This is a genomic window from Alteromonas sp. AWJ4_199, from assembly GCF_056159165.1.
The window spans coordinates 2,685,961-2,712,022 of sequence record NZ_JBSWUR010000001.1 but is presented as its reverse complement, the minus strand read 5'-3'; the positions used below and the strand labels follow the sequence as shown (position 1 = coordinate 2,712,022).

The window sequence follows — 26,062 nt, the reverse complement described above, 5'->3', positions numbered from 1 at the left end:
TTTCAAGATACAAGCGGTTTATCGCTCCCAAATGCTCTTCCTATTATTTCTTTCTAAGATTATTCTACCCCAATGAAACCACCGGTTTGATGCGCCCACAGCTTCGCATATATACCATTATGAGCAATGAGTTCGGCATGTGTGCCCTGCTCTACAATATTGCCTTTATCGAGCACCAACAACCGGTCCATTTGCGCTATCGTCGACAAGCGATGTGCAATAGCTAGCACGGTTTTGCCCTCCATTACTTTGTCTAGGCAAGCCTGAATAGCCGCTTCAACTTCTGAATCCAATGCAGATGTCGCTTCGTCTAGTACAAGTACAGGCGCATCTTTCAGCAATACCCGAGCAATCGCAATTCGCTGTCGCTGCCCACCAGAAAGTTTCACACCCCGCTCGCCTACATGGGCGTCGTATCCTGTTCTTCCGTGACTATCGGTGAGAGTCAGAATAAAGTCATGTGCTTCGGCCTGCTTGGCCGCCCTAACCATATCCTCTTCTGTCGCATCCGTACGCCCGTATAAAATGTTGTCGCGTACCGAGCGGTGCATCAGTGAAGTATCCTGCGTTACCATACTGATTTTGGCTCGTAGGGTTTCCTGCCCCACTTGGGTAATATCCTGCCCATCAATGATAATTCGACCACTTTGGGTATCGTAAAAGCGCATTAATAAGTTAACTAATGTTGATTTACCTGCGCCAGAACGCCCCACTAAGCCCACTTTTTCTCCGGGCTTGATGTTCAAATCGAGGTTTTTAAAAACATCTATCGGTTTATCATCGGCACCGGCATAAGAAAAGTGAACGTTGTCGAAGTTAATTCCGCCGCCATTTACTTTAAGGGCGTTAGCCTTAGGCTTGTCTTTAACCGCAATCGGCTGTGCTAAGGTATTCATACCATCCTGCACTGTGCCCAAGTTTTCAAATAAGCCTGATACTTCCCACATTACCCAATGGGACATACCGTTTAGGCGCAGGCATAAGCTGATCGCAATGGCTATGTCACCGGGGCTCGCGATGTTTTCCATCCACAAATACACAGAAAGCGCGCCTACGGTGAAAATGAGAATGGCATTAGCCATTTCCACACAAAACTCCAATACGGTAACCAAACGCATTTGCGGGTAAACCGTTTTAAGAAAACCATCCATGCTCTCTTTTGCGTAATCCGCTTCACGGCGGCTATGTGAAAACAGCTTTACCGTTGTGATATTGGTATAGCTATCAACAATGCGCCCCGTCATTAATGAACGCGCGTCCGCTTGTTTTTGCGATACTTCTTTTAGTTTAGGCACCAGCACTTTTAAGATACCAATGTACACAAAGAACCACACGATAAGTGGCATGGCTAAGCGCCAGTCTGTGCTGAAGATAAGCACAACCATAGAGACAAAATAAACGCTGATGTACACCAGCAAATCGAGAACCTTAGTCACGGTTTCTCTTACCGATAGTGCAGTCTGCATTACCTTGGTAGCCACACGGCCGGCAAATTCATCGTGGAAGAACGTTAAGCTTTGACCCAGTAAATAGCGGTGCGCCTGCCATCTAATGCGCATTGGGTAGTTCCCCATCAACGACTGACGGGAAAATAAGGAGCGAAGCAAAATAAACAGGGGAATTAGTACAAGTACGGTAACTCCCATTCCTATAAGTGTAAGCTTTTGGTCGGCTAAGAATGTTTCGCGATTTTGCTCGGAAAACCAATCGACTAGCTGTCCTAAGAAACCAAACAATGCCACTTCTAGCATGGCAACAATTGCACTTAGCACGGAAACGGTGAGAATTACGCCCCACATACCTTTGGTATAATACTTACAAAAAGCAACAATACCTTGCGGTGGTTGGGTAGGTGGCGTATCAGGGAAAGGCTGGGTAAGCTTTTCAAAAAATGAAAACATGTAAAACTCGTTAATTATTCAGTGACAGAGCACATTTACGCATGCCCCAAAATGCTAGGTCACAATTCTACACGATATAAAAATGCGTGTTGAACTTTGCGTCATGTTTTACCGCAAAGTTCACTTAAAGTTGGTTAATATTTTGTAGAAATAAGGGCTGATTTCCTTCTTTTTTACTGTGTTAGAAAGCTCATGACCACGCCCGTCGATAGAACACTTGGTCATGGCTGCTAAACATTGAGAAACTCTTAGGTGGTTTGACTGAACAACCAGCCCCAATTAGATAATGCCGTGAACCGCTGGCAGTGACATAGACAAACACGGTTCGTTTAATGGGTAAGACTACTCTTTTGTATATCCGAGTTCTGTCAGAATACTCTCCACTTTTTTGGCGTGCTCGGCCTGCCATTGCGCTAACGTCATAGCCCCGTCTTTCTCGGCCCGCTTTTTAGCAGTATCAAAAGCCGTTAATGCATCCGCTTTTGGAATAACAGCAATGCCCTCCTCATCCGCCACGATAATGTCACCTGCGTTAACTACAACACCACCGCAGCTCACTGGTTCATTCAGCGGCGATATGCATTTTTTGGCACCCGGCTTGGGTATAACGCCCTTGGCAAATACCGGAAATTTGTTGTCACGGGTTTCTGCAATATCGCGAATCACACCGTCAATAACAAAACCTTTGATCCCGCGAGCCTGCGCAATTGCACACACATTACCACCAGCGACAGCGAACTTGTCATCGGCCTCTACGACAATAATGTCACCAGGGCTTGCGCGATAAATTGCCGCATGGAGCATAAGATGGTCTCCTGGTGCACATTTTACGGTGAAAGCTGGGCCAGCTATACGCGGGATACCATCCCATAAAGGTTTTATGGCGTAGTCCATAAACTGGTCTCTTGGAAGCGCATCTGCGTATTCGCAAGGCGAGACGCTGTCAAAAGGGATATTGTCTAATTCCATTGCCTTTCCTGTCTTTTTTCTGGTGAGAGAAATCACTATAACGAAATTGAGGCCCCAAGTTGTTACAAGCTGTGTATTTTCACTATAAACACTTTTTCTGTTAGCACTGCCATGCTAAAAACATGTGTGATTAATAAAGACAAGTAGGTGATTCAGGTTCTTAACCTTTCAAATAAATGAAAGAGCTATTGCCTCGAGCCAAAAACAAATTAACGGTAGATGTCACCACTACCGATAAAATAAAAAGGAAAAACTCGACATGTTACGTAGCGTTTTAAGCTTAAGCGTGGCGCTGGCCTTAACGGCTTGTAGCCCACAAAATTCGTCCACAGAACAACAGACACAAAGCTCGGCCACTGAAGAGACTCAACAGCAGCTTTCCTCAGGTGTAATAAAAGAAAATATGGACCTGTCTGTTGACCCAGGTGATGACTTTTTCCGCTATGTAAACGGCAAATGGTTTGATAATTTTGAAATACCAGCAGATAAATCGAGCTACGGTTCTTTTGTGATCCTTAGCGATGAAGCACAAGATCACGTTATGGACATTATAAAATCATCTGCCGAAGGTGACTTTAAAGCGGGAAGCGACGAACAAAAAGTGGGAGATTTCTACCGTGCCTATATGGACATGGAGACCCGCAACGAGCTTGGCACGACGCCGCTAAAACCTGAGCTAACCAAGATTGATGCAATTGAAGACTATACCGACCTTGCCGAGTACTTCGCATACGCCGCTCGCTATGGCTATGGCACACCATTTAGCCTAACCCAATATCCAGATCTTAAATCGCCGAAAGAATATTTGATGTATACGTGGCAGTCGGGACTGGGGCTTCCTGAGCGCGAGTACTATTTCAAGAACGATGAGACGTCACAAACCATTCGTGATGCCTACGTTAAACATATCCAAACCATGTTTGAGCTAGCGGGCTTCGAGGCGCCTAAAGAAAGCGCAGATATGCTCTTCGCGCTAGAGACGAAGATTGCTCAACTGCACATGAAAAAAGAGCAGGCCCGTAACTTTGCTGCCAACTACAACAAGCTGACCATTGAAGAGCTCAAAGCCTTAATGCCTAAGTTCGACTGGGACGCTTACCTTTCTGAAGCTAACATTAGCGACATTCCTTCACTCGGCATTTTACAAAAAGACTACATGCAAAACATTGATGGCGTTATTGATGAAACCTCACTTGAGGACTGGAAGACGTTTCTTAAATGGGGCTTATTAAATGCGTCTGCCGGCCGCCTGAACGCCGAACTTGATGAAGCAAACTTTAACTTCTACAGCAAAGTGCTTCGCGGCGTAGAAGAGCAGCAGCCACAATGGCGTCGTGCAGTGAGTCTTTCAAATGCCCACGTTGGTGAACTTATCGGTAAGGTCTATGTAAAACAGCACTTCCCGCCTGAAGCGAAAGAGCGCATGATGGAAATGGTTAACAACCTGCTGTTGGCTTACAAAGAAAGTATTGAAAATCTTGATTGGATGACAGATGAAACTCGTGCGCAAGCGCTGGACAAATTGTCTAAGTTTACCGTGAAAATTGGTTACCCTGACCAGTGGAGAGATTACTCAGCTCTGACGGTTAATGCCAGTGACCTATTTGGAAATTTAAAGCGTTCTTCAGATGTGCTATACGAGGAAATGTTGAAGAAACAAGGCGGCCCAGTGTGGACCCATGAATGGGGCATGACACCACAAACCGTTAATGCCTATTACAACCCACCGCTAAACGAAATTGTATTCCCTGCGGCTATCCTTCAGCCTCCGTTCTTTGATATGAACGCCGAAGACGCGGTTAACTATGGTGGTATTGGTGCAGTAATCGGACACGAAATTGGACACGGGTTCGATGATGCAGGTTCAACGTTTGATGGCGATGGTGTACTTAGAAACTGGTGGACAGATGAAGATCGCAGCGAATTTGAAGCACGTACCGCAAACTTGATTGAACAGTATAATCAGTTTGAGGTGTTGCCTGACTTGCACGTGAACGGTGAATATACCCTAGGTGAAAACATCGGCGACCTTGGCGGCATCAGTATCGCACTTAAAGCTTATCATCTGTCTCTTGATGGTAAGGAAGCGCCTGAACTAGATGGTTTCACTGGCGTTCAGCGTGTATTCATTGGTTACGGCCAGGTTTGGGCGAGCAAATATCGCGAAGAAGCGTTGCGCAGCCAAGTACAAACCGATACTCATTCACCTACCAAGTTCCGCACTAACGGTGCTGTTCGCAACGTGCCTGAATTCTACGAAGCGTTTAACGTTACCGAAGAAGATGCGTTGTATTTACCACCAGAAGAACGGGTGAAAATTTGGTAATTCGCATACACATGCAAGCGTAGACAATACGACAGTTAAAGCCCCATGTTTTGTTCGTCAAACTGGGGCTTTTTTTTCGTGTTGAAGTGTATGACTGAGCAGGTTTAAAAAGGCTAACTATGAATGTAAGAACAACTATTGTCTTTATCAGCTTAGCGTTGCTTTACTTGGCGACGCTGCCGTTTTCACCTTATGTCGCACAATTCCTACCTAAAGCGCTTCCTATCTGTGTACTGATGGTATTTGCGTTTATAAAGCTTAATAGTACGCCGCGATATGTCGTGTTGGCTGCACTACTTTTTAGCATGGCTGGAGATATTAGTCTGGCTATACCGTTTGAGGAAAGTTTTATAACTGGATTATCGTGCTTTTTCCTCGCGCATTTATCCTACGCCGTATGCTTTGCTTCACTGCATTGCCGTCAACAATGGATACACAACGACAATGTTATTTCGCACAAAACTAAGTGGCTAGTGAGTATTATTATCGTTAGTTTCGCCACGCTGATGGCCGCTTATATCCTGCCAGCATCGAAAAGCTTATTTTACCCTGTCGTCGCCTATATTAGCGTTATCACGCTAATGGGATTAGCCGCGGTATGCCTAGGACGAACCAAGCTAATTATAACTGGTGCTATGCTTTTTGTGGGCTCAGATGCCATTCTCGCCCAGTCGGTTTTTAAAACGCCGCTTCCACTATCAGCCTTTTGGGTTATGACGACGTATTATGCCGCGCAATATTGTTTAACGGTTGGCCTTGTTAACGCGTTCTTAAGAAAACAGACAAGGTAGGATTAGTTAGACAACGACGTTAAAACGTCTAGCGCCACATCGACTTTTTCGGCTGGCACAAAAATATGGTCATGGTAATAAGCGGCGACCACGTTGGCGCTAATTCCTGCTTTACCTAACGCAGTAGACATAGCGGCTGTCATGCCTACCGCTTCCAAACTGGAATGCACTTCACAGGTTATACAGCGGTAATACCCTTCAAATTGCAAGTTAGCTTTCTCGGCGGCGGCAACCGGAAGAATGAGCGTGGTGCCCTCGCGTTCCTGAAACATGCCCTTAGCCGCTTTAATCAACGTACTGGTTAATCTCTCAGCAGCCAAAGTAGTAAAAACGTAATTTTCGCTATTTGCCACAGGATTCAGATTTTTCAGTAAAACATTTAAGTCAGTTTCAGCAACCACACTCATCGTCCTTCGTATAACATCAAACTTATTTGTTAAAGCAAGCTTGAAGCGCGCCTATTAAAGTTTTCTGGCTCTAATACGTTTGCCTTTAATCTTACCTTCTCTAAATTGCGCCATGGCTTTTTTTACGCTTCGGGTTTTCACTGCAACAAAACTCATACTGTTTTGCACCTTTATTTTGCCCAAGTCATCGCCAGGAATGCCTGCATCTTTGGTAAGGGCACCCACCAGGTCACCAGGGCGAAGCTTTTCCTTTTTACCCGCACTTAACGAAATACAGGTGAATTCTGGCTGAGTAATTTTGTTTTTATGAAAACGTAAGCTTTGCGCGCCCTTAAGCGGAATATCACTTTCTTGTAACACTTCTATTTTTCGCAAAAAGTGTTCTTCGTCATCGCTCACTAGCGTTACTGCCATGCCCTTTGCCCCCGCGCGTGCCGTGCGACCAATGCGGTGAATATGGGTTTCCGGCTCTTCACTTACCGTGTAATTAATTACGCAGGCAACATCATCAATATCCAGCCCTCGCGCAGCTACATCGGTAGCAACAAGTACTTGTAGCGCATCGCTGGCAAACTGCATAAGCACCGACGTACGCTGATGCTGTTCCAAGTCCCCCTGAAGCCCAGCTGCGCTAAAACCATCCTCGATAAGCTCGTCAACCACTTCATTTACCTGAACCTTGCGGTTACAAAATACAATAGCGTTTTTAGGTTGGTAGTGGGTAAGTACCGCTTTAAGCGCCTGAGTGCGTGTGTGCGGGAGCACGTTGTAGCCCAATTGTGTGATAGCGGGTTTACTGTCTTGAGACTCAACTTTACAGGTTACCGGATTGTGCAGGTACTGCTTAGCTACGCGCTCAATTTGTTCTGTAAAGGTTGCAGAAAATAACAGGGTTTGTACTTGTTTCGGCGTTTGACCGAAAATAATGCGTAAATCGTCTTCAAAGCCCATATCTAACATGCGGTCGGCTTCATCAAGCACGCGTAGTTTTACACTGCTTAAATCAATACGACGCTTTTCCACGTGATCCATTACGCGACCTGGCGTGCCCACGATAATGTGAGGGCTGTGCTTTAACGACTGTATTTGCGGCCCCATAGGCTGCCCACCGCATAAGGTGGTTACTTTGATATTACCGATATTCTTAGCCGCGGTACGACACTGCTGCGCGACTTGGTCGGCAAGCTCACGGGTTGGGCAAAGCATAATGGCTTGTGTAGTAAACTCGTTTACTTCAATGTGCTGTAGGGCGGGGATCACGAAGCACAGCGTTTTACCACTGCCGGTCTGGGCCTGACCAATAATATCTTTACCTTGCAGGGCTTCGGGTAGCGACTGCGCCTGTATTGGAGAAAGTTGGAAAATGCCTTGTGAGTCTAGCGCCTTAGTGATGGCAGGGTTTATATCTAAATGCTTAACGGTTTCAACTGTCATTAATTGGGTTTCCAAAGGTGAACTACACCATTTTTGGTATGATGAGCTATGCCGTATTCTTCAGACACCATGTCACTCCATGAAGAAAGCTGCTCATTAAACTTGTCACTCATTTTCACACCGGCCGCCGCTAACTTGAGCTTCTCTAAAGCCAAAACACAGGTGTCTTTTTTTGACAGTGCTAGGTAGGCCGTTGAAATGTCGTACTTACTCGAGAGTGTTATTGTCTCACATTTAAATTGCTTTGGGTTACATCCAAAGTCAATTGCTCCCCGAGAACCGAAAATAGTATCAATTTCGTTGTTAATCAGTGCGTCCACTAACGCTGGCCATGAATCATAAGCTTTCACTTTAAAGCCGTGGTCTATTGCGATTTGATAGCGATAGTCCTCTAGCAAGGTGCCTACCCTGTAGGTTTTCGGAACATCGGCAAAGAAGGGAAAATAGGGTTTATCAATACCGTACAGACCGTGAAGATTTCTTGAAACCGGCGTTACCCAGTGGAACACGTTTTCTCTTTCATCAGTTCGAATTACAGAAAATACCAACACGTTAGACTTGGTCATGGCTTCCTTTGCTATTCTTTTCCAAGGCGCAGAGAGAATCGTCTGGTCAAGTGCCATCTCATCCAAAATATCGCTAACCAAATCAGCAGCGATACCTTCAATTCTTCCTCGCTCTCCGACTTCAGAAAACAAAGGCACTACGTCAGCGATTACCCAAAGGTTGTCGGTATCTGTATGCAGTTCGCCCACTAGGCTTAAAGCTCCAAAGGCAAGTATCGTATCTGGAAAAATTAGCTTCAATTCACCTAGCATCGTTTTAGCAAGCAGAGCAAACGCTTCTGAGTGCTTGTATTGGCTCACTAGTTCACTCAGGCGCTCTGCAGTTTCAGCAGTGCTTTTAGTTTTTGCAAGTGCAATGTAGCTCACTGCTATTGTTGTTTCCTGACTACCTGCATTCGGCGTACAACGAACATCACCGCCACATTTAAAGGCAAATAACGGTGTTATCCAGTAGTAATAATGTTCGTTATCTTCATTTCTTATCACGTTAAAAACAATTTGGGATTCGCTAGATGTTGCTTTATCAGCAGGCCTTAAATCAATACCACTCTTTGACAAAGCATTTTCAAACACTGTGAATGAATAAGATTGGATACTCTGTTGGTCTGAGGGAGTGATGGCGCTGGGTAAATCTTGGGCGTGGGAGTAAGAGAGCACTTGTGCCCTTATAGAAAGGCTCCATAGGGCACATAAACAGACACTAATATATAATACTAAGCTTGAAATGCCTTTTCTAATTTCCACTGCAACGTTTGCCCCGCAAAAAATGGAACCATATCGGTGCCATCAGCTAGGGTTACTTGTTCTGGCACCGTCCACGACTCTTTCACTAGTGTCATTGTAGTCGTATTTCGCGGTAAGTCATAAAAATCCGCACCGTAATGGCTAGCAAAGCCTTCAAGCTTATCTATTGCGCCTAGCTGCTCAAACACTTCTGCATAAAGCTCTATTGCAGACCATGCGCTGTAACAACCTGCACAGCCGCACGCATTCTCTTTTTTATGCTTAGCATGAGGTGCAGAATCAGTACCTAAAAAGAATTTCTTGTTGCCACTTGCCACCATGTCGCGCAACGCTTTTTGGTGTGTGTTGCGTTTTAGCACTGGCAAACAATAGTTGTGAGGGCGTACCCCACCAACCAGTAAATCATTTCGGTTAAGCAATAAATGCTGGGGCGTAATAGTGGCGCCTACAAACTCGCTAGCGCCCGCTACGAAGCTAGCTGCATCTGCTGTAGTAATGTGCTCGAACACCACTTTCAACCTAGGAAATGCGTCAACAATAGGGCCTAAGTGGGTATCAATAAATACTTTTTCACGGTCAAAAATATCAATGTGATGCTCGGTAACTTCACCATGAATTAGCAAAAGCAAACCCTGCTCTTGCATGGCTTGGAATACTGGGTATAAAGCCTGAATACCTTTTACCGCCGCGTCTGAGTTAGTCGTCGCACCTGCTGGGTAAAGCTTACATGCGGTTACGCCTGCTTGCTTTGCATCGATAATATCCTGCGGCGTAGTTTGGTTGGTAAGGAATAAAGTCATTAACGGCTCAAAGTTACTGCCTTCAGGTCGCGCAGCTTCAATTCGCCCTTTGTACGCCATCGCCATTTCAGCATTAACTACTGGTGGTACTAGGTTTGGCATGACAATAGCGCGTTGGAAACAACGCGCAGTTGCAGGCACGGTTTCAGCCAGCATTTCGTTGTCGCGAAAATGAAGATGCCAATCGTCTGGCGTAGTAATATTGAGCGTTTGCATGCCTTGTCTCTCTTAATACTTATTCAAACAGAGGGGAATTGCGCCCAATAATAGCACAATTCCCAATTTGCGCGCAGAACAACTCGCTTGATAGCAGCTATGATTTTACTTGGCCGTGCTCTACCCAAATAAGCTTGCTAACGTCGTACCCAGCCGCGGTCGCTTTTCCTAATAAACGCGTGCGAACTTCATCTGAAATTGAGGGTGTCCGCGCTAATATCCAAAGGTAATCTTTATCCGGGCCTGTTATCAGTGCATATTGATAACCTTCTTTGTCTAGTTCCATAATGACATAGCTCGCGTAGAATGGACCGAAAAAGGATACCTTTAAATGTCCTGTGGTTTCGTTCTCTACAAAATACGCTTTGCCTTCGGCTTCATCCCACTTACCTTCTTCCTTTGAATAACCGCGATTGATAACTTTCACGCCACCATCTTCGCGCATACTATATGTTGCTGTGACTTCGCTTAACCCTTCTTCAAAACTGTGGTCAAAGCGCGCGATCTCGTACCACTCCCCTAAATACCTAGGAAGCTCGAAACCTTTAACTGGCTTTACGTTTTCCGGTACTCCGGTGCAGCCAGCTAACCCAACAAGTAGTGCAATTGCCAATAAAAACCATTTTTTCAACATAAACCCTCTTCTCTTGTGATGAGTTTGTAGTGATGAATATTCACTACGATATTAAACGCCTACACCAGCAGTTGTGATCTTTATTGCTAATTCACACCATAAATATCCCAAGCGTTAACTGTCGCTAGTTAAAAGACACTCGACTAATCAAGCTTTTATTATCCAACACGTCATACTAGAGTACTGTCCAGTTGATAATAAGAATAACCGCCAGAGCTTCTATGAGTGCAAAGGTAATTTTGTTCACTCACACCTTTAAAGGGAGATAACTACATGAATGCACACTTTCCAAACGCAAGCCGCCTAATTTATGGATGCATGGGCCTAGGTGGAGGTTGGAATAACGACCCCGTATCTAAAGCCGATGTGACCCAAGCAAGAACAATCATTGACGCTGTACTAGACTTAGATATTAACGTTTTTGACCATGCTGATATTTACACATTCGGTAAAGCAGAAACCGCCTTTGGTGAAGCCCTGAAGCAAGCGCCAGAACTTAAAGACAAAATGATTATTCAATCTAAATGTGCAATACGTTTTGAAGATGATTTAGGACCAAAGCGCTATGATTTCTCGGCAAATCATATCCACACGTCTGTCGAAGGCATTCTCTCTCGTTTAGGTATTGAGCAACTCGATATACTGCTACTACACCGCCCCGACCCGCTTATGGAACTGGAAGAAGTGGCTGGTACCTTATTACTGTTACAGCAACAGGGGAAGATTAAACACGTGGGTGTGTCTAATATGCACGGACACCAAATAAACTACCTTCAATCAGCACTCTCAACACCTATTGTTGCCAACCAACTTGAAATGAGCCTCGGCTTTAGGGACTGGTTGGAAGACGGCATCACCAGCAATAGTGCGGCTAATCGCAATATGGGTTATGCACCAGGGACTCTTGAGTACTGTATGATGAATAATGTTCAACTTCAGGCGTGGGGAAGCTTAGCTCAAGGGAAGTATACGGGCGCTAAGACCGAGAACAGTGTTGACCTTGCTACGGCAGAATTGGTGGAAAAGCTTGCAAGCGAGTATCAAACAACACCTGAAGCGATTGTTTTAGCATGGCTGATGCGACATCCAGCTAATATCGCGCCTGTTCTAGGCAGCACTAATGTAGAGCGTATCAAATCTAGCCAAAAAGCGATGGACGTTCATCTTTCTCGCGAACACTGGTACAAGTTGTTTGAAGTCGCTCGCGGCCAAGAGATGCCATAAGTAGTAATAAGGAAATAGCATGCTAAAAGGCTTTCACCATGTTGCTATTATTTGTAGCGACTACCCACGTTCAAAAGCGTTTTACACGGACGTACTTGGGTTTTCCATCATTGACGAAAACTATCGAGAAGCCAGGAACTCATATAAATGCGATCTTGGCCTGCCTGACGGAAGTCAAATTGAGTTATTTTCGTTTCCAGGAGCGCCTCAAAGGCCTTCACGTCCAGAGGCCCAAGGACTTAGACACTTAGCGTTCAAAGTCGACAATTTAGATGAAGTGATTAATCACCTGACCAATAAAATGGTGGAATGCGAGCCAGTAAGAACTGACGAATACACCGGCAAGCGCTTTACGTTTTTTCAAGACCCTGACGGGTTACCGCTTGAACTTTACGAGCTATAAAAAAAATGCCGAATAGCTGAGTAGCTGTTCGGCATTTATCTAACAATAGGTCTGCTAAAATAACCTTATCCTAGTCCAGCATTCTGACTTCTCGTTGCGGGAATGGAATATCAATGTTGTGCTGTTGAAGCGCGTTAAAAACTGCTTGATTAAGCGCATAGCGCACTTCGAAATGCCTTGTCGCAGGAGCCCAAACCCGAACCCCAAAATTAATACTGCTGTCACCAAAATTATCGACACCAATAGCAGGTGTTTTTTCTGCACTAACACCGTCAACAGATGCAACCGCATGCCGAATTACTTCAATGACGTTATCTACATTACTGGAGTAAGCAACGCCTATCTCGAGTTCTATAAGCATGTTTTCAGCAGAGTTATGCAAGATCTCCCCAACAATTAGCTTATTGGGGATCTGTATGTGCACGTTATCTTCATCGATAAGAATGGTATAAGGCAGCATAACCTGATCAACAACGCCGGCAACGCCACGAACCCGAATAGTATCTCCTACTACAAACGGACGGGTAATGATTATCGTAAAACCTGCGGCGTAATTTGCCAGCATGCCTTGAATAGCAAGACCAGCTCCTAAGCCCACTGCACCAAGAGCCGCTATTAACGGGGTAACGCTTATCCCCACGTTACCAAGCGCAATGATGATAACTATTCCAAGCAACACCAATTTACATATACCACCGGTAAACCGGCTTAACGTAACGTCAATTTTTTTGTTTACCATGAGGTTTTCAACCACATGGCCTATTTTATTTGCCACCCACCAGCCAAGTAAGAAAATGATAATGGCACCTACAATTTGGAAACTGTAGGTCACAGCAAATTCAACCAGCGTGTCGTATAGGGCTTGGGCTTGTTTTAATTCATCCATGGGACGTTATTGCAGATTGATAAATGAGGGAATGTAGGGAAGCTTAAACAACAACGCTATGAAAAACCAGTGCCGAACATAAGTCCGGCACGTTTAGGTTAACTAACACCGCGAGCGACTAGCCTCGCGGTTATTTTCACTTAGTTAGCGTACTCACTCGCTTCAATTTCTGCTAAACGCTCTTTGGTGGGGTTCTTCACGTAGTTATATACTAAGCCGATAAACAGCAAAGCGGCAAAGCCAGTGGCGACCATGAAACCGTATTTTGCATCACCGCCGTTAGCATCGCTCACAAGGCCCATAATAAACGGGCCAGCCGCTGCGCCAGCAGCAGTAAAGAACAATATAACTCCTGCCACACTACCGTGTTGATGTTTAGGGAAGCAGCTTATTCCCTTTGAATTGAACGTAGGGTAAATGACCGACATGAAAATACCTGTGAGTGGGAACAAATAAAGCGCGAGCTGCTTTCCGCCCCATAACCCCAAGCCGAAGCACAGTACTATAGCGCCTGTAAACAACATCAACACCAACGCCCAGTTAAAGCGAGACATCATCCAAATTCCCACGAAACGGCCTGCGGCACGCAAAATAAAAAATGCGGTTACCGAATAAATAGCCAGTGTTTGAGAGAAACCCTGACTGTAACAGTCGTAGGTCGCTTTAAGCGTAGTTGCGTCGCATACTAAGTAACTCGGCATCCACACGTAGATAGCACTCTCTGCCGCAACATATAAAAATGCGCCAATTGAAAAGCCTAACGCGTAAGGGTTTTTGACCAATTTTAAGCTTTGCGCAATGGACACTTTGTTTTCGCCAGAAGACGTGTCACGAGAATAGGCCGGGTACTTAACCAGTAGAGCCCCGACAATAAGAACGGTGCAAACCCCACCAGCAATAACATAAAGCCACTGCCATGCTACCCCTTGATGGATAAGGTAGGCTACAATCAAAGGGCCTATAATTGCGCCAACACCAAAGAAGGCTTCTGCACCGTTCATCGTTGCGGTATGTTGTTTTGTTGAAGTTGAAATGTCACCAATAAGGGCCAGTGCACCTGTCTTGAAAATACCAACGGCCACCCCTGACAAGCTCATCAAACTAACAATCAGCATAAAGTCATTTGCAATAAGGAAGCTGTAACAAGCTAACCCAAACAATGCTAACCCTATAATAATGGTTGGCTTACGACCTAACTTATCGGCTAGAAACCCCAAAAACAAACCAGATAGGGCGATACCCAGCATAGGGAGTGAGTGCATTAAGCTAGCTTGTGCATTAGTGACCGAAAACGCCACTTTTACTTCTTTGATTATCTCGCCTACAGAATCTGATGTCATTGCAAACATCATAAACATTAGGTACGTCAACCACCTGATAATTCTGCTACTAGAGTCATGATTAGGCATATTTTGTCTCGCAAATACACTGGCGAAAGGATTAGCTTAACCTTTCTTAAATTCATAAAAATACGTTTATTGTTACACGTACTCATTTTGTAAAAAATAACGATTTTATAACCTTGAAAAATGAGCTTAATCGTTTAAGATAAAAGTTAACAGAATTTAAAAAGCCTGTAAACCCGATAATTTGGATAGGCTAACTTAGCATACAAGCGTGTAACAATTTGGAGTTTTCTATGAGCTATGCTGCTGACAGTGGTGTATGTTTAGACAGAATCTTGGCATCTACCGATTTATCTGGCCTTACAAAGAGGGATGCGACGACATTCACTCGTCGACTGAAAGAGCATTTTCCTCGCCTTTTTGAAAATTATACTTATGTTTATGGACATCAGTATGACTGCTATTTTCATTTACAAAAACTCGTCGAAATATTAAGAGATGGGTTGAAAAGTCGAAAGCCGGCGCTCAAAAAACTCGATAATGAAAGACTGAAAACGCCTCTATGGTATCGCGACGAGCAACAGGTAGGTATGGCTTGCTATGTGGACTTAATGGGGCCTACGCTAAATGACTTACACGATAAGATCCCTTACTTCAAAGCACTCGGTGTAACTTATGTACACCTCATGCCTTTATACGACGCACCTAAAGGGGACAGTGATGGTGGTTATGCCGTATCGGACTATCGCAAGGTAAATCCCTCTTTAGGTACTATGAAAGATTTGGAAAAGCTTGCGTCGGCCCTCCAAAAGGAAGGGATTAACCTTGTGCTCGACTTTGTTTTTAATCACACATCTGACGAACATGCGTGGGCGAAAGCTGCACTTAAAGGCGACAAGCAATTTCAAAACTATTATTACTTGTTTGATGACAAGACAATCCCCGACCAATATGAGGAAACGCTAAGAGAAATTTTTCCTCAAGTAAGAAGGGGCAGCTTTACCTACAATGAGCAGATTAAAAAGTGGGTGTGGACGACCTTCAACAGCTTTCAATGGGATCTAAACTACAGCAACCCTGAAGTATTCAACGCGATTACCTCTGAAATGCTATTTTTGGCTAATGTTGGTAGCGCCGCTCTGCGTTTAGATGCATTGGCATTCATATGGAAAGAACTTGGTACAAATTGTGAGAATCAAGAGAAGGCACACGTACTTATTCAAGCATTTAATTGTTGTTTGCAAATTGTTGCGCCAGCGGTGGTGTTTAAATCAGAGGCTATCGTTCATCCGGATGAAGTACTTAAGTATATCGATAAAGACGAATGTCAGCTGTCCTATAACCCCTTGTTAATGGCGCTACTCTGGAACTCATTGGCAACACGCAAAACCCGTCTGCTCACACAATCGATGAAAAAGAGCTTTGCTATTTCAGACGAATGTACATGGGTGAACTACGTGCGCTGTCACGATGACATAGGTTGGACTTTTGACGATGCCGTCGCTAATGAATTAGGTATAAACCCGTTTGATCATCGCTATTTCTTGAATCAGTTCTACACCGGTCGTTTTGAAGGAAGTTTCGCAAACGGCGTGCCGTTTGCAGAAAACCCGAGTAACGGGGATTGTCGTGTATGTGGTTCATTAGCATCTTTGTGTGGGCTAGAGGGCGCATTACAGGCTAATGACACGAAAGGCATTGAAGAAGCAGTGAAGCGGATGCTGCTGTTATATGGGATAACGTTCAGCATCGGTGGCATCCCATTGCTGTATTCAAGCGATGAAATTGGAAAGCTAAACGACTACAGCTACCGTCAAGACGAAAGTAAAAAACATGACGACAGATGGGTTAATCGCATCGCAGTTTATGAAGAAGATACCGCATTGGCTCTAGGCGAGACAACACCGTCTAGTAAAGCGGAAGACGCTAGCCTTCGCGTATTTAAAGGCTTACAAAAAATGATCGAAACGAGAAAACAGTATTCGGTTTTTGGCCAAGCTCAAACACATATATTAGATTCTGACAATCAACATTGTTTTGTTTTTATGCGCGAGAATGATGGAGGTGAAAAACTCCTTGTTGTCTGTAATTTTAGTGAACATAAGCAACAGCTTCAGCGTTCCCTATTGGCGACAGTCAACTGCACATCGACCACAGACTTGCTGTCAGGCGAAACTGTGCTCATGGATGCTGCACCTTTATCTCTCGCCCCCTATCAGCAGCTATGGCTGTTAGCCAACTAATTACTTTCGTATATGACACCCTGCTTGTTGCGAAGTTTGCGACAAGCAGAGTGTTGTCAATAACATGAATTGTCTTTGTCGCCAAAGACTTACTAAATAGCCCCTATTTACACAGGTAATAAAGGAATTGCCGACTATACTTTAGTCGAGGGTTGGATAGTTCATTTACCTCCTACCACGTTAGAAAAGGTCTTACAGCTGTTCAGCTTGTCTGACGGTAACCTAACGTGTAAGTAGCACTTTACCAATGTGTGTGGTTTGTTTTTTGCACCTTCTATGTAGAGCGACTCTTGATAGAGTGTTGCCGGTAGTTTGATTCTTACCTATAGGGACCGTCAAATTTAATGCATAGAAGTAGTACAAATATCTTTTTTCACACAGCGGATTTCGACTTACGTCATATGGATATGTTAAACATGGTAATGGATAAAACGATGCAAAGTGATAGTGCGTTGGAATACATGTGCCCCTATTGCGGCGCAACTAATGATTTTTATTTAAACTCTGCTCGCGACATGTATAACGAGCAACATGAATCGTGCGGGTGTTGTAATAAGGTGCTCAGCCTAACAGCAGCTGATGGTATAGGTGGTCGTGTTAATCTTATTATCGATGCGCTAGATTCAGAGCTTATTATTAAATAGCTCGACATTAAAAGCCTAACGCTCCACTCTTATCAATACCCTCAGTTGAAAAAGCCGCTTCAAGAGCGGCTTTTTGAGTTCTTCGTTGGAATATGCAAAGACGTTAACGAAAAAACTCTCGTTTTAATTCACTATCAGTAAGAAAACGACCACCAAGTGCAGATGTTTTCGTATACGAGTTGGTATCACGAATACCCCTTGCTTTAACACAGTAGTGCGTAGCATTAATACTTACGGCTACATCTTCAGTATTAGTGAGAGTTTGTAACGCTACTAACACCTGTTGTGTTAGGCGCTCTTGTACCTGAGGGCGCTGAGCAAAAAAGCCTACAAGACGGTTTATTTTTGAAAGACCAATTACCGTATCTTTAGGTATATATGATACGGTCGCGGTACCATCAATAGTCACAAAATGATGTTCGCAGGTACTTGTTAAGCTAATGTCAGACACCTGAACAGGCTGGTCGATCTGCATCTTGTTTTCAATAGCAGTAATCTTCGGAAATTTTCGGTAATCCAAGCCACCAAAAATTTCATTAACGTACATTTTAGCAATACGACTAGGCGTATCACACAAGCTGTCGTCATTGAGATCAAGGCCAAGTGTGTCCATTACGTCACGCATGGCGCTTTCAATTAGTTTGCGCTTTTGTTCGTCAGAAAGACCATTAACCACCATAGGCGTTTCTAAACCTTTGGCTTCTAATGCATCTCGTACGCGTTGCGCTGGCTCTGATATAGAGGGGTCTAGTGCATCACGCACAATTACCGCTTCTTTTGCTAACATCACTTTATCCGTTGTTACTTCTTTTTTGATCTTCTACGACTTTCAGCTCGTTAGAGATCGATTACTTGGCAACATGACTTTTATTTAATGTCATTGCTACCTACTGTGCACTTAGCACAAAATATAGAGACCGTTACCTTTCTGTTAAAAGGACATTACTTTGAAATCACCTGTATTGATAACAGGCGCAAGCCAACGATTGGGCTTAGCAATGGCTGAAAGCTTACTTGAACAAGGCCATCACATTGTTGTGACTTACCGAACCCATCGCTCGAGTATTGCACTACTTAAGGATAAAGGCGCTACAGTCATACAAGCCGATTTTAGCACTGAGGCGGCTATTGATCGAGCAATTGATGAGATTAAGGCAATCAGTAAAACCTATCGAGGAGTAATTCACAACGCTTCAGATTGGGCACAGGAGAAAGATAACGATAATAAACACGAACTAATGCAGCGCATGATGATGATTCATGCCGTCGCCCCCTACCGCATAAACTTGGCACTAGAAGAGGCATTATGTGGCTGTGAAGTGCCAGCTGACATTATTCACATGACGGATTACGTTCAAGAAACGGGAAGCGCGAAACATATGGCTTACGCCGCGAGCAAAGCGGCCTTACACAACCTCACCTTGTCCTTTGCAAAAAAGCTGGCGCCACGTGTCAAAGTGAATAGCATTGCACCTGCTCTCCTTATGTTTAACGAAGGTGACGACGACGCTTATCGACAAAAGGCAGTAAAGAAGTCGTTACTTGAAATCGTACCTGGCGCACAAGAAGCCGTGAAAGCCATGAATTACTTATTCGATAGCGAATACGTGACTGGGCAAACACTTCATCTAAATGGCGGGCGGCAATTAAAATAAAGAAACGAAACCGTTATATCCTTGTTGATTTTACCCACCGTAATTTGTAGGGTTGTTTAAAATGCTCACATAAAAAATTTGTGATAAACAATAAACTATCAAGGGAATGAAGTAATGAAAGCTGTACTCGCATTATTGCTTTTTGTATTTTCCACACCACTTATCGCTAATACAACCACAGTTGAACCACTAGGGCCTGATGAAGGCTACGCTATCATCGCACTATATTCTAAGGGCTACACGGAAAGCGTAGTACTTAAAGGTAATGGATTAACGAACAAATATACATTTGGCCCTCTTAATCACTCACAACATTTTGATGTGATTAGATTACCTGCGGGAACCTACACGTGGGACAGAGTGTTCGAACGTACCGGCTCCCTATCGAAAGGAAACTTACTTGAAAGTTACATGGATCTAGAAAGCTTAGATCTTACTTTTACTGTTCAGCCAGGTAAGCTCAATTATACCGGACTATTCATGATAGAGAGGCTGGGAAGCCGAGCAAATATCAAAGTACTTAATCGCACGTCTATCATTCTCAAAATTCTTGAACAAGACTTTTCCCAATTTGCGGATAAATACGATATCGCTAACGGCTTATACCCTGACGATCACTATATCGACTTTTATTTAAAACATTCTGAAAAGACGGGGGAATAGCCTGATGTCTATCAATAAACTGCTGGTTACTCTTTCAATAGCCGTCTTAACTCTTGTTTCATTACAAACGCAAGCCGACACTGCTCAATCTACCGATTTTCAAACCGAGTCTTTTTTTAAAGATGCAAAGTACAAACTATTTTCGGTAAATCCTTCGGGTACAGCAATTGCCTACATTGAACCTAAGAGTGACTCATACAATTTAATTATTCACGATTTAGTTCGCGGTACTAAAGACGACCCAATTACATTTGAGCGTCAGCAAATGCACGTTCAACATTCAAACAGAATAATGTCATGGGAACGGCACTTTAATTATATTGCTGAATTAGTATGGCTCTCTGATAACTTCATCTCATTGAAGCAATACTCTAATGGTCGATTCCATCGCTATGTCATTGTGGAATTTGCCGATCGCACTAAGTCACCCAATCCTCCGTTTCGATTATCATACATTTCACAACCGGGTCATTGGTTAGACACACTTCCCAATAAACCAACCCATGCTATTTTTGCTCGTTACGAAGATGATGACGAATACAATTACTATGTTGACTTATTCAACTTAGATTTATCTCAGAAAATCACAGAAAGTGACTTCCGCCGCAAATTAAAACTAAATAAGTCTGGCCCTGATTTACAAGACTGGATTTTTGATGCAAGAGGCTGGCGTTTAGGTGGAAGCAGAACTGTTGATGGCATAACCGAAGTTTTTGCAAGAACGGGGTCAAAGCCTCGTAAATATCGCTACAAAGAAATGTGGAAGAGCGATAAAAACGACGCTGTTAAAGTGGTAGGTGGCAGCGAATCAGGCGATAAACTCTTTGTTCTAACTAACCACCGTAGCGATAAAATAAATTTGCGTAGCTTTAATACACAAAGCAAACAGTTTGAAGACATAATATTTGAGCACCCAAATTACGATTTAACAGGCGTTCTCAAACACCCTGAGACAAAAGACATCATAGGTGTCTCCTTTCTTGAAAAAGGAATGAGCAAACAACTCTATTTCTCCAATAACTACAACGAATTAGTCTCTCGCTTAAAGACCCAGTCCAAAATTGATGGCGTTTACGCGATTGACATGGACGCCTCTGGTAGCAATATTTTGTTTGTCGCAGATGATAGTGCAAATCCAGAGCAAGTCTTTTATTACAATCGCCAACGCGACACCTTTAGTCACCTTGTGGATTTATACCCTTGGCTTTCAGACAAAAAACTTAGCAAGACCGCCCTACTCAAACTCAAGTCTGACGATGGGGTAGATTTAGAAGCGTTTCTGACATTGCCTGAAGCAAAAAAACCTCCGTTAGTTGTTATCCCACATGGCGGCCCCATTGGCGTAAACGACTCTCGACACTACTCAGGCAACATTCAAGTACTTGTTGATGCCGGTTTCGCCACACTGCAGGTTAACTACAGAGGTTCGTCAGGGTACGGAAAATCATTCAAGCAGCAAGGTATGCAGCAGTGGGGACGTCTTATTGAAGATGATATTGAACAAGCATTGTCATATGCGAAAGCACATCACAATATAGATGCTAAAAATGTATGCATAATTGGGGGGAGCTATGGAGGCTACTCTGCGTTGTATAGCATTATTCGTTCTCCTGAACTTTATCAGTGCGCCGCCTCGTTTGCTGGCGTTACCGATCTCGCATTACAATTTCAGCGAAGTGACGTCCAAAACGACGATATCATGACTCTACTAACTGAGATCATTGGAAACCCTAGTACGCAAAAAGAAGAACTGTTCAAATACTCACCGCTGTATCAATTTAAAGGTATTACCAAGCCTGTGTTTATTGCACATGGTACTGACGATACCGTGGTAGATATAGAGCATGCTTATCGCCTTCACTTTGCGTTAAAAGATAATAATATTAAACATGAGTGGATGGTATTAGACGACGTAGGGCATGGATTCGATTATGTAGAGGACGAAGCAAGATACTATAACGCGCTAATAAAGTTTCTGAATAAACACCTCAAAAAAGACAGCATGACAGCGACACAAAGCTAAGCCTTTCCCGGTTAATAGTGATAGCGCTTTACTTCACAAGCGCTATCACTAATCGTCACCGCCAATTAATTTCATCGCCATTTGCCTTGGTCTCCTGCTTGGGCATAGCTATAATCCGAACCCTATTTTAAAAGCGACTTGGAATTCTACTATGCACGGCAACCGTATTATGGCGCCTGAATGGCATAACATTGATGCTGTTATGTTGGCATGGCCACATGCACAAACCGATTGGGCTCCATGGTTGGAAGAAGCAAGAGCGACCTACCTTAATGTGATTGCAGCAGTGAATCGCAATAACGCGGGTGTCATTTTATTATGCGCGCCAAGTGATGTTGACGCGCTTAAGCCCCGTTTATCCGAAAATGCACAAGTGCTTATCGTTGCCGCCTCTTTTAATGATACATGGATGCGCGATTACGGCTTTATTACGTGTAAAGACAATGAAGGTAACGGCTCGCCTGTAGAGTTTTGCTTTAACGGTTGGGGCAATAAATTTAATGCTACTGAGGATAATCTTGCCAATCAACGTTATCTTGCCGCCATGTGCAAATCAGTGCTGCGCAGCAGCCCAGTAGTGGCTGAAGGCGGTGCGTTAGAAATCGACGAAAACGGTCATCTATTAAGCACCGCGCAGTGTTTACTTAATCCTGAGCGCAACGGTGATATGTCGCTAAGTGCTTATGAAGACGCATTTAAAGATATGCTGGGCTGTAGCAAAGTTACTATTTTGCAGCACGGTCATTTAGAGGGTGATGATACAGATGGCCACATCGACACTTTGGTGCGCTTTACGCCAAGCAAAGGCTTAGTTATTCAGGCGTGTAATAACCGTCCTAATGATAGTCACTTTGAAGGGTTGAAAGCGTTGTGCGACGAGTGTGCCCTTGAACTACCTGAGCATAAGCAGTTTCATTTACCGCTGCCTTATATCGTAAACGATGAAGGAGATCGCCTACCTGCCTCCTATGCCAATTACTTAATTTGTAATAAGGCTATATTGCTTCCCGTCTATGGTGAAGAAGAAGATGCTGAAGCCATTGAGACGGTACAAAAAGCACACCCCAATCATATTGTTGAACCAATTGATTGTAGTGTACTCGTAAGACAATACGGCAGCTTGCATTGTATTTCTATGCAAGTACCCACAGATACATTAAAAGATTCGATTATCACCACCTTAAAGAAAGGAGTGTCATTACATGCGCCCAGCTAAGCTAAAAGTGGGTCTGGTACAACAGGCCGTTGCCGATAACGATAAAGCAACGAACTGGAATAAAAGTGCCGAGCAAGTTGCCAAATTAGCAGCTGAAGGTTGCGAGTGTATTTTGCTTCAAGAGCTGCACAGCACCCTGTATTTTTGCCAGCAAGAGGATACTGACGCCTTTGATTTGGCTGAACCAATACCGGGGCCAGCGACAGACTTTTTTGGTGAACTCGCCGAAAAACACAATATCGTTTTAGTGACGTCGCTTTTTGAAAAACGCGGCTCAGGTTTGTATCACAACACTGCCGTAGTGTTTGACCGCAGTAAAGAAATTGCGGGCAAATACCGTAAAATGCACATTCCTGATGACCCAGGCTTTTACGAGAAGTTTTACTTCACACCAGGCGATATGGGCTTCACGCCTATTGAAACCAGCGTAGGCAAACTTGGCGTTTTAGTATGCTGGGATCAGTGGTACCCAGAAGCAGCTCGCCTAATGGCAATGGCAGGTGCAGACTTGTTATTCTACCCTACTGCTATCGGCTGGGATTTAACTGACACAGCAGAAGAGCGTAGCCGCCAACACGGTGCATGGGAAACCATTCAGCGCTCTCACGCTGTGGCAAACTCGGTACCAGTTATCGTGGCAAACCGCACTGGTTTTGAAGCGTCACCTGTTGAAGGCGACCCAGGTATTCAGTTTTGGGGGCAAAGCTTTGTAGCAGGCCCGCAAGGTGAGATTTTGGCCAAAGCTGAAGCTGAGGGTGAAACAACGCTATCAGTAGAGCTTGATATGGAACGTACCGAGCAGGTTAAGCGCATTTGGCCTTATTTCCGTGACCGCCGCATAGACGCCTACGACGAGTTAACCAAACGCTGGCGCGACTAACTCGAATAATGGGGTCAGAGTACATTTTTTCTAAGCAGCAATAACTGTGAAATGTACTCTGACCCCATTTTTACACAAGTTCCTTTTCACCGCCGTTTTTCGCTGAGCGATAAATAGCGTTTAGTAGCGCAATCGATCTACGCCCTTCAAATCCATCTACAAGTGGTTTAGTGCCGTTATCAAGGGCATTTAATACATCTTCGAAGTTTCTTTGATGCCAAACGAAATCGATGGCCGATGGATCAGCTGCTCCTGCTCCCGCTTCATTTTCAGAAAGCCCATACTTGCATCTGATCACTTCGTCTTCTTCGCTTTCTTCAGCAAACTCCCAGACTCGAAATTTATCATCGCTCATAAAAACTGAGCCCTTAGAACCAGTGATTTGTATTTCTGCCGGATGTCCACTTTTAGACCAGCAAGCTGTTGAGCCTTGAATAACTCCTAACGCACCACTTTTAAACTCTAGCATTGCAATTCCAACATCTTCCACCTCTATGCCATCATGGGCCACCAGCCTAGTTTCTGCTCGCACAGACTTTACATCCCCCATTACATAAAGGAGTAAATCGATAGTATGAATTGACTGGTTCATCAACGCGCCACCGCCATCAAGCTTCCACGTACCGCGCCATGCACCGCTTTCGTAGTACTCTTGGGTTCGCCACCATTTAATATACGCATCTGCCATGGCAATGTTGCCGAAGCGCCCTGTTTCTAAAGCTTGCTTAAGTAACTGTGATGATGAATTAAACCGACGAGGGAAAATGCCCGCAAGCATCACTTCGTTTTCAGCACACACCGCAATCATTTCATCGACTCTGTCAGCTGTAACTTCCAGCGGCTTTTCACAAATTATATGCTTGCCCGCTTTTGCGGCGGCGGATATGGGTTCTAAATGAAAGCCTGAAGGCGTACATATAGTAATGATGTCAATATCAGGAGACGTTATAAACGACGTATAATCGTCGTAAGGAGTACAGTTATGCTTTTGAGAGAACGCATTTGCTTTTTCAATTGAACGTGAATAAATCCCTGTTAATTCTGCATTGGGAATAGCGTGGATGGCCTTAGCATGAAAATCCGCAATCATGCCTGCGCCGACAATTCCAAAACGATACATTTTCCTGTTCCTTTTTTGTTCAGTTGAAAAAGTATATGGGAACTCAGCTCGCTAAACTAGGCTTAAAATTATGGGGTCAGAGTACATTTAAAAAGAGAAATTGCTCTAAATAAATGTACTCTGACCCCATTTCTATTCTTCTGAAGGAGAAATGTACTCTGACCCCATTTTTGGTGTGTTATATTTTGAAGATAATGCCGTCACAGAGCATGAAAACCTGACGAGTCGACTTGGGCAGAAGCGTTAGCATTACCTCTTCATCTATATCCAGCCCACCGGTGAACTGCCCGAAGGCGGGCATTACAAATAGACTGTTGTTGTTGGTAAAGCATTTGCCCGAGTAACGCCGTCGAGAAATGGTGGTGCGCTTTTTAGGGTGATAGTGACCGATAACTTGCGCTCGCTTTTCGTTTAACTCCGGCTCATGCCTAAATACCATATTATCTAGCACGACTTCAAAACATGGCGTGCCTGGAATGCCTTCAGGTAAATCAGGGTCATGGTTGCCTTCAACCCACATCCACTCATTGACGCTATCAACAAGCCTACATAGGTGCTGACGGTCTTCAATAGTCATACGAGACATGCTGTGTTTATCATGAAAACTGTCCCCCAAGCTTATTACTCGCAAAGGTTGGTAATCATCAATAATACTTTCCAGGCGTTTGAGTGTGGCGGTGGAATCTAAGCTGGGTAAGGGGTTCGCATAACTGCGTAAATAACTGCCTTTTTCTAAGTGAAGATCAGAAACAATCAGCCAGTCGCATGCGGGTAAATACGCCACGCCACGTGCGTCTAATAACCACAGATAGTCTGCATATTTCGTAATAGTAATGTGGCGCTGACTAACTTTTTCAGTCAGCCACGCGTCGGTTATTGCCAAATTATCCTCTTTATTTTTCGTTTGTGAGTTTTTAGTACCTCGGTAACGCTGCACGTTTATTTAGCGAAATACTATTTAGCTTTCCTGT

General features: G+C 44.1%; 23 protein-coding genes. 11 read left to right on the top strand and 12 right to left on the bottom strand.

Features of this window, described 5'->3' with window-relative positions; genetic code table 11:
• Positions 1 to 59 precede the first annotated feature (59 nt).
• Positions 60 to 1,901, bottom strand: coding sequence for an ABC transporter ATP-binding protein (locus ACXAER_RS11890; RefSeq protein WP_474829490.1), 1,842 nt, complete (start codon positions 1,899 to 1,901; stop codon positions 60 to 62).
• A gap of 342 nt (positions 1,902 to 2,243) precedes the next feature.
• Positions 2,244 to 2,870: an RraA family protein gene (locus ACXAER_RS11885; RefSeq protein ID WP_474829488.1), complete on the bottom strand. Its 627-nt coding sequence runs from the start codon at positions 2,868 to 2,870 to the stop codon at positions 2,244 to 2,246.
• 259 nt (positions 2,871 to 3,129) lie between these two features.
• Between ACXAER_RS11885 and ACXAER_RS11880 the strand changes: the two genes are divergently transcribed.
• Positions 3,130 to 5,196, top strand: coding sequence for a M13 family metallopeptidase (locus ACXAER_RS11880; RefSeq protein WP_474829486.1), 2,067 nt, complete (start codon positions 3,130 to 3,132; stop codon positions 5,194 to 5,196).
• Positions 5,197 to 5,315: 119 nt separating this feature from the next.
• Entirely contained in the window at positions 5,316 to 5,987 is a 672-nt protein-coding gene (locus ACXAER_RS11875; protein ID WP_474829484.1) for a lysoplasmalogenase, read from the top strand.
• Positions 5,988 to 5,989: 2 nt separating this feature from the next.
• Here the strand turns inward: ACXAER_RS11875 and ACXAER_RS11870 are convergent, their stop codons facing one another.
• The 5 genes from ACXAER_RS11870 to ACXAER_RS11850 form a co-directional block, all read right to left on the bottom strand.
• Positions 5,990 to 6,394, bottom strand: a complete 405-nt coding sequence (locus ACXAER_RS11870; RefSeq protein ID WP_474829482.1) for an ACT domain-containing protein — start codon at positions 6,392 to 6,394, stop codon at positions 5,990 to 5,992.
• A 54-nt stretch (positions 6,395 to 6,448) separates the two neighbouring features.
• Positions 6,449 to 7,828: an ATP-dependent RNA helicase DbpA gene (dbpA, locus tag ACXAER_RS11865; protein WP_474829480.1), complete on the bottom strand. Its 1,380-nt coding sequence runs from the start codon at positions 7,826 to 7,828 to the stop codon at positions 6,449 to 6,451.
• Positions 7,828 to 9,051: a substrate-binding periplasmic protein gene (locus ACXAER_RS11860; protein WP_474829479.1), complete on the bottom strand. Its 1,224-nt coding sequence runs from the start codon at positions 9,049 to 9,051 to the stop codon at positions 7,828 to 7,830. The genes dbpA and ACXAER_RS11860 overlap by 1 nt, the downstream gene beginning before the upstream one ends.
• Positions 9,052 to 9,107: 56 nt before the next feature.
• Complete coding sequence (gene pyrC / locus ACXAER_RS11855) at positions 9,108 to 10,154, bottom strand: dihydroorotase (RefSeq protein WP_474829477.1); 1,047 nt, start codon at positions 10,152 to 10,154, stop codon at positions 9,108 to 9,110.
• A 97-nt stretch (positions 10,155 to 10,251) separates the two neighbouring features.
• Positions 10,252 to 10,788, bottom strand: coding sequence for a lipocalin family protein (locus ACXAER_RS11850; RefSeq protein ID WP_474829475.1), 537 nt, complete (start codon positions 10,786 to 10,788; stop codon positions 10,252 to 10,254).
• Between the two features lie 273 nt (positions 10,789 to 11,061).
• Between ACXAER_RS11850 and ACXAER_RS11845 the strand changes: the two genes are divergently transcribed.
• A complete protein-coding gene (locus ACXAER_RS11845; protein ID WP_474829473.1) occupies positions 11,062 to 12,012 on the top strand; it encodes an aldo/keto reductase in 951 nt (316 codons plus the stop codon).
• Between the two features lie 19 nt (positions 12,013 to 12,031).
• A complete protein-coding gene (gloA2, locus tag ACXAER_RS11840; RefSeq protein WP_474829471.1) occupies positions 12,032 to 12,415 on the top strand; it encodes an SMU1112c/YaeR family gloxylase I-like metalloprotein in 384 nt (127 codons plus the stop codon).
• A gap of 70 nt (positions 12,416 to 12,485) precedes the next feature.
• On the opposite strand, the gene ACXAER_RS11835 is transcribed toward gloA2, so the two are convergent.
• Both ACXAER_RS11835 and ACXAER_RS11830 read right to left on the bottom strand, forming a co-directional pair.
• The gene (locus ACXAER_RS11835; RefSeq protein WP_474829469.1) at positions 12,486 to 13,301 is read right to left on the bottom strand and encodes a mechanosensitive ion channel family protein; all 816 of its coding nucleotides are present in this window, start codon (positions 13,299 to 13,301) and stop codon (positions 12,486 to 12,488) included.
• Between the two features lie 140 nt (positions 13,302 to 13,441).
• Positions 13,442 to 14,659: an MFS transporter gene (locus ACXAER_RS11830; RefSeq protein ID WP_474829467.1), complete on the bottom strand. Its 1,218-nt coding sequence runs from the start codon at positions 14,657 to 14,659 to the stop codon at positions 13,442 to 13,444.
• A gap of 281 nt (positions 14,660 to 14,940) precedes the next feature.
• On the opposite strand from ACXAER_RS11830, the gene ACXAER_RS11825 reads away from it, so the two are divergent.
• Together ACXAER_RS11825 and ACXAER_RS11820 are read left to right on the top strand one after the other, a co-directional pair.
• Positions 14,941 to 16,890, top strand: coding sequence for an alpha-amylase family glycosyl hydrolase (locus tag ACXAER_RS11825; RefSeq protein WP_474829466.1), 1,950 nt, complete (start codon positions 14,941 to 14,943; stop codon positions 16,888 to 16,890).
• 344 nt (positions 16,891 to 17,234) lie between these two features.
• The gene (locus ACXAER_RS11820; protein ID WP_474829464.1) at positions 17,235 to 17,534 is read left to right on the top strand and encodes a hypothetical protein; all 300 of its coding nucleotides are present in this window, start codon (positions 17,235 to 17,237) and stop codon (positions 17,532 to 17,534) included.
• Positions 17,535 to 17,637: 103 nt separating this feature from the next.
• Here the strand turns inward: ACXAER_RS11820 and folE are convergent, their stop codons facing one another.
• On the bottom strand, positions 17,638 to 18,321 hold the full coding sequence (gene folE / locus ACXAER_RS11815) for a GTP cyclohydrolase I FolE (RefSeq protein WP_474829462.1): 684 nt from the start codon (positions 18,319 to 18,321) through the stop codon (positions 17,638 to 17,640).
• Positions 18,322 to 18,481: 160 nt separating this feature from the next.
• Between folE and folM the strand changes: the two genes are divergently transcribed.
• The 5 genes from folM to ACXAER_RS11790 all read left to right on the top strand — a co-directional run bounded on the left by folM (position 18,482) and on the right by ACXAER_RS11790 (position 23,971).
• Entirely contained in the window at positions 18,482 to 19,189 is a 708-nt protein-coding gene (gene folM, locus ACXAER_RS11810) for a dihydromonapterin reductase (protein WP_474829460.1), read from the top strand.
• A gap of 114 nt (positions 19,190 to 19,303) precedes the next feature.
• Positions 19,304 to 19,852 carry a hypothetical protein gene (locus ACXAER_RS11805; protein ID WP_474829459.1) on the top strand — a complete coding sequence of 183 codons (549 nt, stop codon included), beginning with the start codon at positions 19,304 to 19,306 and terminating at the stop codon, positions 19,850 to 19,852.
• 4 nt (positions 19,853 to 19,856) lie between these two features.
• Entirely contained in the window at positions 19,857 to 21,875 is a 2,019-nt protein-coding gene (locus ACXAER_RS11800; RefSeq protein ID WP_474829457.1) for an alpha/beta hydrolase family protein, read from the top strand.
• Between the two features lie 151 nt (positions 21,876 to 22,026).
• Positions 22,027 to 23,091 (top strand): agmatine deiminase family protein, encoded by a 1,065-nt coding sequence (locus ACXAER_RS11795; protein ID WP_474829455.1) that lies wholly within the window; start codon positions 22,027 to 22,029, stop codon positions 23,089 to 23,091.
• The gene (locus ACXAER_RS11790) at positions 23,078 to 23,971 is read left to right on the top strand and encodes a carbon-nitrogen hydrolase (protein ID WP_474829453.1); all 894 of its coding nucleotides are present in this window, start codon (positions 23,078 to 23,080) and stop codon (positions 23,969 to 23,971) included. The genes ACXAER_RS11795 and ACXAER_RS11790 overlap by 14 nt, the downstream gene beginning before the upstream one ends.
• A 70-nt stretch (positions 23,972 to 24,041) precedes the next feature.
• Here the strand turns inward: ACXAER_RS11790 and ACXAER_RS11785 are convergent, their stop codons facing one another.
• Positions 24,042 to 25,091 (bottom strand): Gfo/Idh/MocA family protein, encoded by a 1,050-nt coding sequence (locus ACXAER_RS11785; RefSeq protein WP_474829451.1) that lies wholly within the window; start codon positions 25,089 to 25,091, stop codon positions 24,042 to 24,044.
• 178 nt (positions 25,092 to 25,269) lie between these two features.
• The gene (pdeM, locus tag ACXAER_RS11780; protein ID WP_474829449.1) at positions 25,270 to 25,974 is read right to left on the bottom strand and encodes a ligase-associated DNA damage response endonuclease PdeM; all 705 of its coding nucleotides are present in this window, start codon (positions 25,972 to 25,974) and stop codon (positions 25,270 to 25,272) included.
• Between the last annotated feature and the right edge of the window lie 88 nt (positions 25,975 to 26,062).

Coding starts and splice junctions, on each gene's coding strand:
- folE (WP_474829462.1), bottom strand. CDS start 18,321: ATGTTAGCAAAAGAAGCGGTAATTGTGCGTGATGCACTAGACCCCTCT.
- ACXAER_RS11805 (WP_474829459.1), top strand. CDS start 19,304: ATGAAAGCTGTACTCGCATTATTGCTTTTTGTATTTTCCACACCACTT.
- ACXAER_RS11875 (WP_474829484.1), top strand. CDS start 5,316: ATGAATGTAAGAACAACTATTGTCTTTATCAGCTTAGCGTTGCTTTAC.
- ACXAER_RS11850 (WP_474829475.1), bottom strand. CDS start 10,788: ATGTTGAAAAAATGGTTTTTATTGGCAATTGCACTACTTGTTGGGTTA.
- ACXAER_RS11785 (WP_474829451.1), bottom strand. CDS start 25,091: ATGTATCGTTTTGGAATTGTCGGCGCAGGCATGATTGCGGATTTTCAT.
- ACXAER_RS11835 (WP_474829469.1), bottom strand. CDS start 13,301: ATGGATGAATTAAAACAAGCCCAAGCCCTATACGACACGCTGGTTGAA.
- ACXAER_RS11820 (WP_474829464.1), top strand. CDS start 17,235: ATGCATAGAAGTAGTACAAATATCTTTTTTCACACAGCGGATTTCGAC.
- dbpA (WP_474829480.1), bottom strand. CDS start 7,828: ATGACAGTTGAAACCGTTAAGCATTTAGATATAAACCCTGCCATCACT.
- ACXAER_RS11795 (WP_474829455.1), top strand. CDS start 22,027: ATGCACGGCAACCGTATTATGGCGCCTGAATGGCATAACATTGATGCT.
- ACXAER_RS11870 (WP_474829482.1), bottom strand. CDS start 6,394: ATGAGTGTGGTTGCTGAAACTGACTTAAATGTTTTACTGAAAAATCTG.
- pyrC (WP_474829477.1), bottom strand. CDS start 10,154: ATGCAAACGCTCAATATTACTACGCCAGACGATTGGCATCTTCATTTT.
- ACXAER_RS11890 (WP_474829490.1), bottom strand. CDS start 1,901: ATGTTTTCATTTTTTGAAAAGCTTACCCAGCCTTTCCCTGATACGCCA.
- gloA2 (WP_474829471.1), top strand. CDS start 12,032: ATGCTAAAAGGCTTTCACCATGTTGCTATTATTTGTAGCGACTACCCA.
- ACXAER_RS11880 (WP_474829486.1), top strand. CDS start 3,130: ATGTTACGTAGCGTTTTAAGCTTAAGCGTGGCGCTGGCCTTAACGGCT.
- ACXAER_RS11845 (WP_474829473.1), top strand. CDS start 11,062: ATGAATGCACACTTTCCAAACGCAAGCCGCCTAATTTATGGATGCATG.
- ACXAER_RS11800 (WP_474829457.1), top strand. CDS start 19,857: ATGTCTATCAATAAACTGCTGGTTACTCTTTCAATAGCCGTCTTAACT.
- ACXAER_RS11830 (WP_474829467.1), bottom strand. CDS start 14,659: ATGTTTATGATGTTTGCAATGACATCAGATTCTGTAGGCGAGATAATC.
- ACXAER_RS11825 (WP_474829466.1), top strand. CDS start 14,941: ATGAGCTATGCTGCTGACAGTGGTGTATGTTTAGACAGAATCTTGGCA.
- ACXAER_RS11885 (WP_474829488.1), bottom strand. CDS start 2,870: ATGGAATTAGACAATATCCCTTTTGACAGCGTCTCGCCTTGCGAATAC.
- ACXAER_RS11790 (WP_474829453.1), top strand. CDS start 23,078: ATGCGCCCAGCTAAGCTAAAAGTGGGTCTGGTACAACAGGCCGTTGCC.